This window comes from Streptomyces sp. NBC_00887, assembly GCF_045207585.1.
Genome location: NZ_CP108788.1, coordinates 5,804,093 through 5,819,193 on the forward strand (window position 1 = coordinate 5,804,093; position 15,101 = coordinate 5,819,193).

A 15,101-nucleotide genomic window follows, 5' to 3' on the forward strand; every position below is an offset into this window, starting at 1 on the left:
CCGTCAAATACCCTGTGGATAACTTGAGTTGGCTGTGGACCAAACCTGAGCTCCCCCATGAGTGTCACGAACTCTGAGCGAAATCGGGGTGCGCCGGGACGAACGCTGCGGGCACTCTGACGGGATGGACGAACGACGCACCGTCAAGGTGTCCAAGTACCTGTCGAAACACCTGCGGCATCAGCCGGAACGGATCGGCATCACCCTCGACCCCTCCGGCTGGGTGCCGGTCGACGAACTGATGCGGGCCTGCGCCGCACACGGCTTCCCCGTCACCCGCGCGGAGCTCGACCATGTCGTCGCCGCCAACGACAAGCAACGTTTCGCCGTGGACGGCGACCGCATCCGGGCGAACCAGGGCCACACGGTCACGGTCGACCTCGGGCTGCCACCGGCCGAGCCACCGGCGTACCTCTACCACGGCACAGTGGGCCGGGCACTCGACGTGATCCGTACCGAAGGGCTGCGTCCCATGGCCCGCCACCACGTCCACCTCTCGCCCGACCGCGAGACGGCAACCCGCGTCGGCGCCCGGCGCGGGGTGCCTGTCATCCTCTCCGTGGACGCGGGCGCCATGCACCGGGAGGGCCACGTCTTTCACGTCAGTACCAACGGGGTGTGGCTCACCGACTCCGTGCCACCGCAGTTCCTGCGGCTGGGCGAGTGACTGGACGAGCGGGACCGCCGCCGGGTCCGGACGCCCTGCGCCCGCTCCGCCCCTGCCCCGCCCGGACTCGCGTCCGTGCCATCGCCCGCGCAGAGCTGTACCGACGCGGAGGACGCCACGCGCCGCCGTAGAGTCGGGTGCATGACGTCCTCACTCCGCCTGAGCACCGTGATCCTCCCCATCCGCCGCTGGCACGACGGCGGCCGGGCCCTGTGGGTCCGCGCCGAGGAACTGGGTTTCCACGCGGCGTACACCTACGACCATCTGGCATGGCGGACCTTCCGCGACGGCCCGTGGTTCGGCGCGGTCCCGACCCTGACGGCCGCTGCTGCCGCCACGGCGCGGCTGCGGCTGGGCACCCTGGTCACCTCGCCCAACTTCCGGCACCCGGTGACGCTCGCCAAGGACCTCATCACGCTGGACGACGTCTCCGACGGACGGATCACGCTCGGGATCGGCGCCGGCGGGAACGGCTTCGACGCCACGACGCTACGCAGGAGCGGCGAGGAGCCGTGGACGCCGCGGGAGCGCGCCGACCACTTCGAGGAGTTCGTGCCGCTCCTGGACCGGCTGCTGCGGGAGCCGTCGGTGACGCACGAGGGCCGGCTCTACTCCGCGAACGAGGCCCGGAACATCCCCGGCTGCGTACAGAGCCCCCGGCTGCCCTTCGCGATCGCCGCCACGGGACCTCGGGGACTGAAGCTCGCGGCTCGGTACGGACAGGCGTGGGTGACGACGGGCGATCCGAAGCTGTACGAGAGCGGCACCCCGGAGCAGTCCGTCGCGGCCATCCGCGGACAGGTCTCCAGGCTCGGCGCGGCCTGCGAGTCCGTGGGCCGGGATGTCTCGGAGCTGGACAAGGTACTGCTCACCGGGTTCACGCCGGACCGTCCGTTGTCGTCCTTCGACGCGTTCGTGGACTTCGCCGGTACGCATGCCGAGCTCGGCTTCACCGAGATCGTCGTGCACTGGCCGGTGCCTGACTCCGACTTCGCCGCCGACGAGAAGGTGTTCGAGCGGATCGCCACCGAGGGCCTGTCCCAGCTCGGCTGACCGTCCGGGCCCGCGTCGGGCGGCGCTACACCTCGTGCGACTGCGTGATCCCGCGCTCGGGCGACGATTCACGACCGAACAGCCGTCGGCATATACCCCTGACATGTTCCGCAGTTCAGGGGCGCGCCATCTCAGATGTGCGCCCCTCTGCCCGCCCGTGCAACTCCGTGCGGGAGGATGGGCAGGTGACTTCAGCTATCGACTCGCCTCTGCCTGCCGTGACCCGGCTGATCGCCACCGACCTGGACGGCACCCTGCTGCGTGACGACAAGACACTGTCGGACCGTACCGTCGCCGCCCTCGCGGCAGCCGAGGAGGCGGGGATCGAAGTCTTCTTCGTCACCGGGCGCCCCGCCCGCTGGATGGACGTCGTGACCGCCCATGTGCACGGCCACGGCATGGCGATCTGCGCGAACGGGGCCGCCGTCGCCGATCTGCACACGGACGGCCGGCTTATCGAGGTCCGCCCGCTGGAGCGCGACGTGGCCCTGGAGGTGGTTCATGTCCTGCGGGAGGCCGCACCGGGGGTCTCCTTCGCGGTCGAGCTGACCACGGGCATCCACTACGAACCTGCCTACCCGCCCTTCCACATGGACCCGGGGGCCACGGTCGCCGTCGCGGAGAAGCTGCTCCACGAGGAGGCGCCGGGCTCCGCCGCCCCGGTTCTGAAGGTCCTGGCCCACCACCCCGAACTGGCTCCGGACACCTTCCTCACGCTGGCCCGTGAGGCTGCGGGGGACCGGGCCTCGTTCACCCGCTCCAGTCCCACCGCCCTGCTGGAGATCAGCGGACTCGGGGTCTCCAAGGCCGGCACGCTCGCCGCGTGCTGTGCGCAGCGTGGCATCGACCGGGCCGAAGTGGTCGCCTTCGGGGACATGCCCAACGATGTCGAGATGCTGAGCTGGGCCGGCGCCTCGTTCGCGATGGGCAATGCCCACCCGGCCGCGGTGGCTGCCGCCTCCGGTGTGACCCTTTCCAACAACGAGGACGGTGTCGCGGTCGTCATCGAGCGAATCCTCGCCGCCCGCTGAACCCGTCCGCTGAACCTGCCCGTTGAACCCTCCCGCTGAACCCGCCCGTTGAACCCGCCCGTTGAACCCGCCTGCCGAGCCTGCCCGCTGACCCGGCCCAGCCGAGGCACCTGCCGGCCCCGCCCGCTCACGCTGCCCGCACAGGGCGCAGAGTCCGGCCGATGCCCCGGCATCGTCAGAGCGGGACCTCCCAGACCACCACCGCACCGCCACCGTCCTCCCCCGGTCCGAACCAGCTCGCTCCCCCCAGGGACTCCGCACGACGTGCGAGGTTGCGCAGTCCGCTGCGCCGCCCGCTGTCCGGGATACCCACCCCGTCGTCGACGACCGAGAGCCGCACCGCGTCCCGTCCGTCCGGGAGGGTCGCGGTCGCATCCACGCTCACCTCGACCTTGGAAGCACCGGCGTGCCGGAACGTGTTGGACAGCGCCTCGCGCAGCGCCGCGATGAGGTTCTTGCCCGCCAGTTCGCCGACCAGCGAATCGACGGGCCCGAGAAAGCGGTGCGTCGGCTTGAAGCCCAGGGGCACCGCCGCCATGTTGATCTCCCGCAGCACACGGGTCCGCAGTCCGGACGGTGCCTCGGCCGTTTCCTGCTGCAGCGCGAAGATGGCGGTACGGATCTCCTGGATGGTCACGTCCAGTTCGTCGACGGCCCGTCCGACGCCGTTCCGCACCGCGGGGACGGACGAGCGGCGCTGCGCACGCTCCAGCAACATCCCGGCGGCGAACAGGCGCTGAATGACGAGGTCGTGGAGGTCCCGGGCGATCCGGTCCCGGTCCTCGTACACCGCGAGCCGCTCCCGGTCGCGCTGGGCCTCGGCCATCTTCAGGGCGAGGGCTGCCTGCGCGGCGAACTGGGTGGCCAGCGTCCGCTCCGCCTGGGTGAACGGGCGGCCGCCCCGTTCCCGCGGGACGGCGAGCGCACCGAGCACCCGTCCGCCGCTGCGCAGCGGCAGCAGCATGTGCGGGCCGAACTGGTGGGACAGCCTGGTGATCATGCGGGGGTCGGTCGCCGCGTCATCCATGAAGACCGCCTCGCCCCTGAGGAGCGCCGCAACCACGGGGCTCCGGGCCGGAATGATCACTCCGAGCGAGGCGGACGGCTTGGTGCCGGCGACGGCGACGATTTCCAGGCCGCCCTCCTCGGCCGGCAGCAGGACGATTCCGGCGGCGGAATCGGCGAGACGGCGTGTCTGTTCGGCGACGACAGTCAGCGCGTCATCGGCGTCCCCACCCGAGAGCAGGGCCGTGGTGACGGCCACCGAACCCTCGATCCACCGTTCCCGCTGGCGCGCGGCCTCATACAACTGCGCGTGACCGATGGCGATCCCGGCCTCCGTGGCGAGCACCCCCACCATGTGCAGATCGTTGTCGTCGAAGTCGGCCCCGTCGTGCTTCTCCGCCACGTAGAGATTCCCGAAGATCTCGCCCTGGACGCGGATCGGTACCCCGAGGAAGGTCCGCATCCTGGGGTGGGCGGGCGGGAACCCGGTGAAGCGCGGGTCGGCAGATACGTCCGACAGCCTGATGGGAACCGGATCGCGGATCAGCGCGCCCAGGAGCCCGGTACGGCCATCGGGCAGGTGCCCGACGGCGTGAGCGATCTCTGCCGGGACCCCGTGGCTGATGAAGTCGGAGAGACCGTCACCCGATTCGTCGACCACGCCGATCGCCGCGTAGCGGGCGTGGGCGAGGTCGGCCGCGGTCTCGCAGATGCGCTCGAGTGTGGAATGGAGCTGCAGCCCGGTACCGAGGGAGCGCATGGCGTCCAGCAGCTGCGGAACACGGGCGGTCAGCTCCGTGCGGAGTCCCTGCAGGCTTTCGTCGGCCGGCGCCGAGGCATCGGGTGAGTCCTTCGCGTCCTGCTCAGGCATGAACCGAGCCTAGTTAGTCATGGTTAGTCCGGAAAGTCGGCCGCCGTCGCCACCGGTCACCCGTACCTCCACGGGCAGCGTCTCCCGCCGCCGTGCCTCCTCCAGCCGTTCCGGCTCCTGCTCGCGATCCAGCATCAGGCGCAACGGCCCGTCCTGGGCGGCCAGCGCGGCGTACGTCCCCTGCTGCACCACGCGGCCTCCGTCCAGCACCAGGACCTCGTCCACCGCGTCGAGTCCCGCCAGCCGATGGGTGATCAGCACGGTCGTACGTCCCTGAGTGGCGTCCAGCAGGTCGGCCGTCAGCGCATCCGCCGTGGCCACATCGAGGTGCTCTGCGGGCTCGTCGAGGACGAGAACGGGGAAGTCGGCAAGGAGTGCACGGGCCAGCGCGAGCCGCTGCCGCTGACCACCGGAGAGCCGGGCACCGTGTTCGCCCACCAGGGTGTCGAGGCCGTCCGGCAGCGACCGGGCCCAGTCCAGCAGCCGCGCCCGGGCGAGTGCGTCCCGCAGCTCGCCGTCCGTGGCGCCGGTGCGGGCGAGCCGGAGGTTCTCTCGGATGGAACTGTCGAAGACATGGGCATCCTGGGCACACAGCCCGACCAACGTCCGGACCGTGTCCCCGTCCAGCGCGGCCGCCTCGACGCCGCCGAGCCGGTACGTCCCCTCCCGTGCGTCCAGGAAACGGAGCAGGACCTGGGCGAGTGTCGTCTTTCCCGAGCCCGACGGCCCGACGACAGCCACCCGCTTTCCCGGGAGCAGCGTCAGGTCCACGGAGTGCAGGGCGTCCCTTTCGGCTCCCTCGTAGCGCGCCGACAACGCCCTTACGGAGAGCGGGAAGGGCGAGGCCGGCGCCTCGGCCGGCTCGGCGGGCTCGGCGGGCTCCTGGACCGGCAGGGAGGCGTCGAGCACCTCGTGGACCCGCTCGGCACTCTGCTTGACCCGCTGGCGGTACTGCACGGCGAGCGGCAGTCCCGTCACGGCCTCGAACGCCGCCAGCGGGGTGAGGACGACGACGGCGAGCTCCACGCCGGCCAGCCGTCCGTCGAACACCGCAGGAACAGCGACGAGTGCGGCACCGACGACGGTGAGCCCGCAGATCAGCGCGGAGAGTCCGCCGCCGAGCGCGGTCGCGGCCGCGGCGCGCGAGGCGATCCGGGTGAGTACACCGTCGGCCGCGCGCAACCGACGCATGCGGGAGGGCAGCGCACCGGCGACGGTCAGCTCCGGCGTCCCACCGAGGAGATCGGTGATCCGGGTAGCCAGCACGGCCCGGGCCGGAGCCAGTTGGCGCTCCGCGTGCCGGGCGCAGGCCCCGCTGACCAGCGGCACGCCCACGCCGGCGAGGAGCAGCCCGACGGCCAGAACGGCGCCGGCCTCCGGGAGAAGCCAGCCGGTGAAACCGACGGCCCCGGCGCCGACCGCGAGCGCGGTTCCCGCCGGCAGCAGCCAGCGCAGCCAGTAGTCCTGCAACGCGTCCACGTCGGAGACCAGCCGGGACAGCAGGTCGCCGCGCCGTGTCGTACGCAGGCCGGCCGGTGCGACGCGTTCGAGCCCTCGGTACACGGCGACCCTGAGCTCGGCGAGCATCCTGAGCACCGCGTCGTGGGACACCAGCCGCTCGGCATAGCGGAATACGGCCCGGCCGATACCGAAGGCCCTCGTCGCGGTGACGGCGACCATCAGATAGAGCACCGGGGGCTGCTCCGACGCACGCGAGATCAGCCAGCCGGAGACAGCCAGGAGGCCGACGGACGAGCCCACGGCGAGGCTGCCCAGCAGCAGCGCGAGGCCCAGTTTCCTGTGCTGGGCCCCGGCAGCCTCCCTGACCCTGGCGAGCACCCGGCCGCCGGTCCTCGGGGCGGTGTCCTTGAGCAGCCCGGGGTCGCCCGCGTGCATCGGCTCACCGGAAGCCCGAGCCTCCGGGTCATCAGGCCTGTCGGCCCCGTCCAGCCCGCTCGGGCCCGCCACCGCCGACCCTGCGATGCCGGCCCCGACCTGCCGCGGCTCCAGCACCACCACCCGGTCCGCCACCGAGAGCAGCGCGGGGCGGTGTACGACCAGCAGCACCGTGCGCCCCGCCGCCAGCCTCCGTACCGCGTCGACGATGCCCGCTTCCGTCTCGCCGTCCAGGCTCGCGGTCGGCTCGTCGAGCAGCAGCAGCGGCCGGTCGGCAAGGAACGCCCGCGCCAGTGCCAGCCGTTGGCACTGTCCCGCGGAGAGCCCGGCGCCGTCCTCACCCAGCAGTGTCCGCACACCGTCCGGCAGGTCGGCCACGAAGTCGTACGCACCCGCGTCCTTCAGCGCCGCCATGACCGCGTCGTCGTCGGCGTCCGGACGCGCCAACGTTACGTTCTCCGCGATCGTTCCGGCGAAAAGATGCGGGCGCTGCGGCACCCACGCGATCTGTTCGCGCCAGCGTTCGGGGGAGAGCTCGGACAGGTCGGTTCCGCCGACCCTCACCCGTCCCTCGCCGGGCACTGCGAACCCCAGCACCACGTTCAGGAGCGTGGACTTGCCCACCCCGCTGGGGCCGACCAGGGCGACGGTCTCCCCCGGCTCCACCACCAGGGACACGGCGTCCAGCGAGGGTTCGGTACGGCCCCGGTGCCGGACGGTCACATGCTCCAGTTCCAGCCGCAGCGAGGGCGGAACATCCTGGGCACCCACCGGCCGGAGTTCGGTCTCCAGCACCGCGAAGATCTCCTCGGCGGCCGAAAGCCCCTCTGCTGCGGCGTGGTACTGAGCACCCACTTGCCGGATCGGCAGAAAGGCCTCGGGCGCCAGGATGAGAACCACCAACCCGGTGTAGAGGTCGAGTTCCCCGTGAACCAGGCGCATCCCGACGGTCACGGCCACCAGCGCCACGGAGAGGGTCGCCAGCAGCTCCAGCGCGAAGGACGACAGGAAGGCGATCCGCAGCGTCTTCAGCGTGGCCACGCGGTACTGCGAGGTGATGGTGCGAATCGAGTCGGCCTGCGCCTTGGCGCGACCGAAGACCTTCAGTGTCGGCAGCCCCGCGACGACATCGAGGAAGTGCCCGGACAGCCGCGACAGCAGCCGCCACTGACGGTCCATGCGGGACTGGGTGGCCCAGCCGATGAGGATCATGAAGAGGGGGATGAGCGGCAGCGTCACCACGATGATCGCGGCCGAGACCCAGTCTTCCGTGACGATCCGGGCCAGGACCGCCACCGGCACCACGACCGCGAGTCCCAGCTGCGGGAGGTAGCGCGAGAAGTAGTCGTCGAGCGCGTCGACACCCCGGGTGGCGAGAGCCACGAGCGAACCGGTGCGCTGCCCGCTCAGCCAGTCCGGGCCCAGGGCTGCTGCCCGCTCCATGAGCCTGCCGCGCAGTTCGGACTTGACCGCGGCGCTCGCCCGGTACGCGGCCAGTTCGGTCAGCCAGGCAACCAGCGCCCGGCCCAGCGCGACCGCGCCGAGCAGCAGCAGCGGTGTGCGGAGTCCGGAAACGGTCAGCCCGTCCTCGAATCCGCCCACCACCACTTCGGCGACAAGCATGGCCTGGGCGATCACCAGGGCTGCGCCGACCAGTCCGAGTGCCACCACGGCCGCCAGGAACAGACGGGTGGCGTGGGCGTACCGAAGCAGACGCGGATCAATCGGTTTCACGTGAAACAGCTCCCCAGTGAGCTCATGCCAGTCCTTCGACGCGGCACTTGTTGACGCAGCGTCTGTGCCTTTCGGCTCTCGGTTCTCGGCCTTCGCCTGTCGCCTGTCGCCTGTCGCCTGTCGCCTGTCGCCTGTCGCCTGTCAGTGCGGATCGGCGATGTGCTGCGTGCCGATGCGCTTGCGGAACACCCAGTACGTCCAGCCCTGGTACAGGAGCACCACCGGAGTCGCGACAGCGGCACACCAGGTCATGATCTTGAGTGTGTACGGGGACGACGAAGCGTTGGTCACCGTCAGGTTCCAGGCGTCGTTCAGCGAGGACGGCATGACGTTCGGGAAGAGCGTCAGGAAGAGCATGGTGACCGCGGCCGCGATGGTCAGTCCGGAGAGCGCGAACGACCAGCCCTCCCGTCCCCTCGCGATGGCCCCGATCGCGCCGGTCAGTGAAACCGCGGCGACGATCAGCGCCCCCAGGCTCCAGCCGTCGCCGTTGTCCGCCTGGGTCCAGATGAGGAAGCCCAGGGCGAGTACCGCGGCGGCCGGACCCAGTCCGAGCGCCAGCCTGCGCGCCCGCTCCCGGATGTCCCCGACGGTCTTCAGCGCGGCGAACACGGCACCGTGGAAGGTGAAGAGGAACAGCGTGACCAGCCCGCCGAGGATCGCGTAAGGGTTGAGCAGGTCCCAGAGGTTGCCGACGTACTCCATGTCGGCGTCGATCTTCACGCCCCGGACGATGTTCCCGAAGGCCACACCCCAGAGCACCGACGGGATCAGGGAGGTCCAGAAGATCGCGTGCTCCCAGTTGGTCTGCCACCGTTCTTCCGGCCGCTTCGCCCGGTACTCGAAGGCCACACCGCGCACGATCAGGCAGACCAGGATGATCAGCAGCGGCAGGTAGAAGCCGGAGAACAGCGTGGCGTACCACTCGGGGAAGGCGGCGAAGGTCGCGCCGCCCGCGCTGAGCAGCCACACCTCGTTCCCGTCCCAGACAGGCCCGATCGTGTTGATCAGTACGCGCCGTTCCTTGCGGTCACGGGCGAGCAGCTTGGTCAGTACGCCGATTCCGAAGTCGAATCCCTCCAGGAAGAAGTACCCCGTCCACAGGACGGCGATGAGCACGAACCAGACGTCGTGGAGTTCCATCTCTCAGCTCCGCTGCTCTCAGTAGGAGAAGGCCATGGGCCTGTCGGCGTCCTGGTCATGGCCGCCGATCCTGGTGGGCGGATTGAGGTCGGCCTCCGTGAGCTCCGGCGGTCCGGCCTGGACGTACTTCAGGAGGAGCCTGACCTCGATCACGGCGAGCACCGCGTAGAGCGCCGTGAAGACGATCATGGAGGTGAGCACCTCCCCCTGCGAGACACCGGGGGAGACCGCGTCACGGGTCTGGAACACGCCGTACACCACCCAAGGCTGGCGGCCCATCTCCGTGAAGATCCAGCCCCAGGAGTTGGCGATCAGCGGGAAGAGCATGGTCCACAGGGCGACGATCCAGTAGAACCGGGTGAGCTTCGGGCTCAGTGCCTTGTTCTTGAAGAGCACCAGATGCGGCACCTCGTCCTCACCGGTCCGCAGGGCCGGGGGCAGCATGAACTTCTTCCGCGTCAGCCACAGCCCCAGCAGTCCGAGCCCGAAGGACGCCATGCCGAAGCCGATCATCCAGCGGAAGCTCCAGAAGGCCACGGGGATGTTCGGCCGGTAGTCACCCGGGCCGAACTTCTCCTGCTCCGCCTTGTTGATGTCGTTGATGCCGGGGACGTACGAGGTGAAGCTGTCGTCCGCGAGGAAGGACAGTATTCCGGGGATCGAGACCTCTACGGTGTTGTGCCCCTTGGCGACGTCGCCCACCGCGAAGAGCGAGAAGGGCGCACCGTGCTCCCCCTCCCACAGGGCTTCCGCCGCGGCCATCTTCATCGGCTGCTGCTTGAACATCACCTTGCCGAGCAGGTCACCGCTGACCGCGGTGAGCAGGCCCGCGACCACGACCGTGACCAGTCCGAGGCGCAACGATGTCCGCATCACCCGGATGTGCTTCTTGCGCGCGAGGTGGAAGGCGGAGATGCCGACCATGAACGCGCCGCCGACGAGGAACGCCGCCGTTATCGTGTGGAAGAACTGCGTGAGCGCGGTGTTCTGGGTGAGCACGTGCCAGAAGTCCGTGAGCTCGGCACGGCCCCGTTCCTCGTTGATCCGGTAGCCGACCGGGTGCTGCATCCAGGAGTTGGCCGCCAGGATGAAGAACGTCGAGAGGATCGTTCCGATGGAGACCATCCAGATGCAGGCGAGATGGATCTTCTTCGGCAGCTTGTCCCAGCCGAAGATCCACAGCCCGATGAAGGTGGACTCGAAGAAGAACGCGATCAGCGCCTCGAAGGCGAGCGGTGCACCGAAGACGTCACCGACGAACCGCGAGTAGTCGGACCAGTTCATGCCGAACTGGAATTCCTGGACGATGCCCGTGACCACACCCATGGCGATGTTGATCAGGAAGAGCTTGCCCCAGAACTTCGTGGCCCTGAGGTACTTCTCGTTGTCCGTGCGCACCCAGGCGGTCTGCAGGCCGGCCGTGAGGGCGGCGAGAGAGATCGTCAGTGGGACGAACAGGAAGTGGTAGACGGTGGTGATGCCGAACTGCCATCGCGCCAGAGTCTCTGGCGCCAGCGCTAGGTTCACGTCCTCTTCTCCTTGCGTCGCCGTGATCACAGCCGCAGCTCGCTCCGCCAATCCCACCGATCACGGGAGGAAACGGGGCGCGCTTGTGAACGCGTTCACATTCACAAGCAATTATGGCGCACACATCTTCGAAGCCATCGCGCGGGGGGGTGGTTTCCGGCCGACCGGACCGAGCCACCGATACCGGACACCGCGCCCATGTCCGTCCGGCCGCTCAGCACAATGGCCCCGGACCTCGTCGAACGAGGTCCGGGGCCACCGGCACGCAAGCGGTCGAGCCGCCCTCCTACTGCTCCTTGTGGAACGACTCCGCCACCTTCAGGAACACGTCGTTGGCCTCGGTCTCACCGATCGTGACCCGCACACCCTCACCCACGAACGGCCTGACCATCACACCTGCCCGCTCGCACGCCGCGGCGAAATCGAGCGTACGGTCCCCGAGCCGGAGCCAGACGAAGTTGGCCTGGGACTCGGGCACGGTCCAGCCCTGCTTCACCAGGCCCTCGTACACCCGGGTGCGCTCGCCGACCAGCGATCCGACCCGGCCCAACAGTTCGTCCTCGGCCCGCAGCGAGGCGACCGCGGCGTCCTGCGCGACCTGGCTGACCCCGAAGGGGACGGCGGTCTTGCGCAGTGCCGCCGCCACCGGCTCGTGCGCCACCGCGAAACCGACCCGCAGACCTGCCAGGCCGTACGCCTTGGAGAAGGTCCGCAGCACCGCCACGTTGGGCCTGTCCCGGTAGATCTCGATGCCGTCCGGCACGTCGGCGTCCCGGATGAACTCCTTGTACGCCTCGTCGAGCACCACCAGCACATCGCCGGGAACCCGGTCCAGGAAGCGCTCCAGCTCCGCCCTGCGCACCACGGTGCCGGTCGGATTGTTCGGGTTGCAGACGAAGATCATCCGGGTGCGGTCGGTGATCGCACCGGCCATCGCGTCGAGATCGTGCACCTCGCCGTCGGTGAGCGGCACCTTGACCGAGGTCGCGCCGCTGACCTGCGTGATGATCGGATACGCCTCGAAGGAACGCCAGGCGTAGATGACCTCGTCACCCGGGCCGGAAGTGGCCTGGAGCAGCTGCTGCGCCACGCCGACCGAGCCGGTACCGGTGGCCAGATGGGAGACCGGCACACCGAACCGGTCGGCCAGCTCGTTCATCAGGCCGGTGCAGGCCATGTCCGGGTACCGGTTGAAGTTCGCGGCGGCCCCGAGCGCGGACTCCATGACCCCCGGCAGCGGCGGATAGGGGTTCTCGTTGGAGGACAGCTTGAAAGCAACCGGTCCGTCGGCGGCCGCCGGCTTGCCCGGCACATAGGCAGGCACACCGTCCAGCTCGGCACGCAGCTTGGGGCTCGTCTCGCTCACCGCAGGTCCTCCTCGACCATCCGTACACATCAATACTGCTCACCTTAAGAGGATTCGACGTCCCTGCGAATGGCCGGACCCGGACAATCGTCCGCTGTGCCGGAAAGCACCGTCAATGCCCGGCGGCCCGACGAGCCTCCCCGGGGGGAGCGCCGCATCCCGTGGCGCGTGCCCGTGGCTCACTCCGTAGCGCGCATCACTCGAACAGGTGAGTTGAGACCTCTTCGAGACATGGACCAATTAGCAGGTCCATGCACACCGACACATGACACATTGGCCTCCAACCCGCCAACTCCCTTGAATTTCAAGGTATTTAATGCCTCATGATCATGCAGAAACGTGCCTGTCGACGTACGCATATGCGACCGGCCCAACCCGCCACCGGAGCCCTACTATCGGCTCGCCATGACAGCAGCAGGGAAGCACCAGGTGAGCCGGACAGAGACGCCCCGGCGCAGCGGCCGACAGGGACGGGCGGGGATCCGGGACGTAGCCGCCGCGGCCGGAGTCTCCATCACGACCGTCTCCGACGCGCTCAACGGCAAGGGCAGGCTCCCGGACGCCACCCGCCGACATGTCCGCGAGGTCGCCGAGCGGCTGGGCTACCGCCCGTCCGCCGCGGCCCGCACCCTCCGTACCGGCAGGTCGGGGCTCATCGGCCTCACCGTGACCACGTACGGGGACGAACCCTTCACCTTCACCGAGTTCGCCTACTTCGCGGAGATGGCCAGAGCCGCCACATCGGCGGCGCTCGCCCGCGGCTACGCCCTGGTCATCCTCCCCGCCACCTCGCGCCACGACGTCTGGTCGAACGTCGCCCTGGACGGCACCGTCGTCATCGACCCCTCCGACCAGGACCCGGTGGTCACCGAACTCGTGCGGCAGGGACTGCCCGTCGTGTCCGACGGCCGACCGGCGGGCACGCTGCCGGTCACCGCCTGGGTCGACAACGATCACCGGGCAGCCGTACTCGACCTCCTCGACCATCTCGCCGCCGCCGGAGCCCGCCGCATCGGGCTGCTGACCGGCACCACCACCGACACCTACACCCGCCTCTCCACCACCGCCTACCTCCACTGGTGCGAGCGGGTGGGCCAGGACCCGGTCTACGAGTCCTATCCGGCCCACGACCCCTGCGCGGGCGCCGTGGCCGCCGACCGGCTCCTCGCCCGCCCGGACCGGCCTGACGCCGTCTACGGGCTCTTCGACCCCAACGGAACCGATCTGCTCGCCGCCGCCCGCCGCTACGGCCTGCGGGTCCCCGAGGACCTGCTGGTGGTCTGCTGCAGCGAGTCCACCGTGTACACAGCGACCGATCCCCCCATCACGACGCTCTCGCTCAAGCCGCGCAGAATCGGCACGGCTGTCGTCCAGCTCCTCATCGACGCCATCGAAGGCGTCGAGCACGACGGACCGCTGGAACAGGTGATACCGACGGAACTCATCGTCCGGACGTCCTCGCAGCGGCGTCCGCCGCGCACCACGATCAGCCCTCCGCGCTCCCCCGCCGGGGACTGTTCGGATTAATCCGTACCAATCGGTCGGCGAACCAAGCGTGCACTCGGATTCACCACCCCTGGTGCGTCCCAGAGCACGATCCGCATTCCTATGATGGGCGCACGACACCGCGGACCACCTCTACCAGGCAGGGCCCGTCAGGTGTACGGCGGCGCGACGGTGGTGGAGGGGTCGATGACTCAGGGGGCCGGTCAGGAACCCGTGGTGCGGACAGCGACGTTGCGTGACTTCCGCGTACCGCCGTATGCGCAGGCACCTATGCCTTCGCCGTTGCCGCATCCCGGTAACGCCGTCATGGGCGACGAGCCGGAGGGGTACACCCCCACCGCGCGCGATCTCCCCGTGATCAACCGCGGCGACACCGTCCAGGTGCAGGCCGTTCCCCAGCCCCGGCCCGCCTCCGCCACGGGACGAGGTCCCCTCTACGTCGTCGGCGACGTCCACGGCTACCTGGACGAGCTCCTTGCCGCGCTCCGCGAGCAGGGCCTCATCGACTCCGAGGGCCGGTGGTCCGCCGGCAACGCCAGACTGTGGTTCCTCGGCGACTTCACCGACCGGGGACCGGACGGCATCGGCGTGATCGATCTCGTCATGCGGCTCTCCGCCGAGGCCGCGGCGGCCGGCGGGTACTGCAAGGCCCTCATGGGCAATCACGAGCTCCTTCTCCTCGGCGCCAAGAGGTTCGGCGACACCCCGGTGAACTCCGGTGCGGGTACGGCGACCTTCCAGGCGGCCTGGCTGCTCAACGGCGGCCAGAAGACCGACATGGAGCGGCTCCAGGACGTCCACCTGCAGTGGATGGCCCGCCTCGACGCGGTCGTCGAGGAGGACGGGCACCTGCTGATGCACTCCGACACGACGGCCTACCTCGACTACGGCTCCACCATCGAGGACGTCAACGACACGGTGCACGCCATTCTCACGCGTAACGACGCCGACGAGTGCTGGGACCTCTTCCGCAAGCTCACCAAGCGGTTCGCCTTCCGCGACGAGGGCGGTTCGCAGGCCGTTCGCGAGCTGATGTCCACGTACGGCGGGCAGCGCGTCGTGCATGGTCACAGCCCCATCCCGTACCTGCTCGGCGAGGTCGGATCCGAGGACGGCGAAGACAGCGCCCGCCCCGTGGTGGACGGTCCGCACGTGTACGCGGACGGGCTTGCCATCGCCATGGACGGCGGAGTGACCATGGCCGGAAAGCTACTGGTTGTCCAACTTCCTCTGAATGACTGACGGCCGTCGGGGAAGACGCACCCACGACCTGACAACGCCGACCACTGGGCCTATTTCCGG

10 protein-coding genes are annotated in these 15,101 nt (G+C 69.6%); 5 read left to right on the top strand and 5 right to left on the bottom strand.

What is annotated here, in order from left to right:
- Nucleotides 1-124 precede the first annotated feature (124 nt).
- From OG844_RS26555 to OG844_RS26565, 3 genes are all read left to right on the top strand, one after another.
- Nucleotides 125-667: an RNA 2'-phosphotransferase gene (locus tag OG844_RS26555; RefSeq protein ID WP_406393618.1), complete on the top strand. Its 543-nt coding sequence runs from the start codon at nucleotides 125-127 to the stop codon at nucleotides 665-667.
- Between the two features lie 141 nt (nucleotides 668-808).
- Nucleotides 809-1,720 (top strand): LLM class flavin-dependent oxidoreductase, encoded by a 912-nt coding sequence (locus tag OG844_RS26560; protein WP_406393620.1) that lies wholly within the window; start codon nucleotides 809-811, stop codon nucleotides 1,718-1,720.
- A 185-nt stretch (nucleotides 1,721-1,905) separates the two neighbouring features.
- Nucleotides 1,906-2,751: a Cof-type HAD-IIB family hydrolase gene (locus OG844_RS26565; RefSeq protein ID WP_406393622.1), complete on the top strand. Its 846-nt coding sequence runs from the start codon at nucleotides 1,906-1,908 to the stop codon at nucleotides 2,749-2,751.
- Nucleotides 2,752-2,926: 175 nt separating this feature from the next.
- Here OG844_RS26565 and OG844_RS26570 read toward each other — a convergent pair whose 3' ends face one another.
- From OG844_RS26570 to hisC, 5 genes are all read right to left on the bottom strand, one after another.
- A complete protein-coding gene (locus OG844_RS26570) occupies nucleotides 2,927-4,627 on the bottom strand; it encodes a GAF domain-containing sensor histidine kinase (RefSeq protein ID WP_406393624.1) in 1,701 nt (566 codons plus the stop codon).
- Between the two features lie 9 nt (nucleotides 4,628-4,636).
- A complete protein-coding gene (gene cydD, locus OG844_RS26575; RefSeq protein WP_406393626.1) occupies nucleotides 4,637-8,257 on the bottom strand; it encodes a thiol reductant ABC exporter subunit CydD in 3,621 nt (1,206 codons plus the stop codon).
- Nucleotides 8,258-8,398: 141 nt separating this feature from the next.
- The gene (gene cydB, locus OG844_RS26580) at nucleotides 8,399-9,400 is read right to left on the bottom strand and encodes a cytochrome d ubiquinol oxidase subunit II (protein WP_406393628.1); all 1,002 of its coding nucleotides are present in this window, start codon (nucleotides 9,398-9,400) and stop codon (nucleotides 8,399-8,401) included.
- A gap of 18 nt (nucleotides 9,401-9,418) precedes the next feature.
- The gene (locus tag OG844_RS26585; protein WP_406393630.1) at nucleotides 9,419-10,927 is read right to left on the bottom strand and encodes a cytochrome ubiquinol oxidase subunit I; all 1,509 of its coding nucleotides are present in this window, start codon (nucleotides 10,925-10,927) and stop codon (nucleotides 9,419-9,421) included.
- A gap of 286 nt (nucleotides 10,928-11,213) precedes the next feature.
- Nucleotides 11,214-12,293: a histidinol-phosphate transaminase gene (gene hisC, locus OG844_RS26590; protein WP_406393631.1), complete on the bottom strand. Its 1,080-nt coding sequence runs from the start codon at nucleotides 12,291-12,293 to the stop codon at nucleotides 11,214-11,216.
- Nucleotides 12,294-12,698: 405 nt separating this feature from the next.
- Between hisC and OG844_RS26595 the strand changes: the two genes are divergently transcribed.
- Complete coding sequence (locus OG844_RS26595) at nucleotides 12,699-13,820, top strand: LacI family DNA-binding transcriptional regulator (protein WP_406393633.1); 1,122 nt, start codon at nucleotides 12,699-12,701, stop codon at nucleotides 13,818-13,820.
- 165 nt (nucleotides 13,821-13,985) lie between these two features.
- The gene (locus tag OG844_RS26600) at nucleotides 13,986-15,041 is read left to right on the top strand and encodes a metallophosphoesterase (RefSeq protein ID WP_406393635.1); all 1,056 of its coding nucleotides are present in this window, start codon (nucleotides 13,986-13,988) and stop codon (nucleotides 15,039-15,041) included.
- The last annotated feature ends 60 nt before the right edge of the window (nucleotides 15,042-15,101 follow it).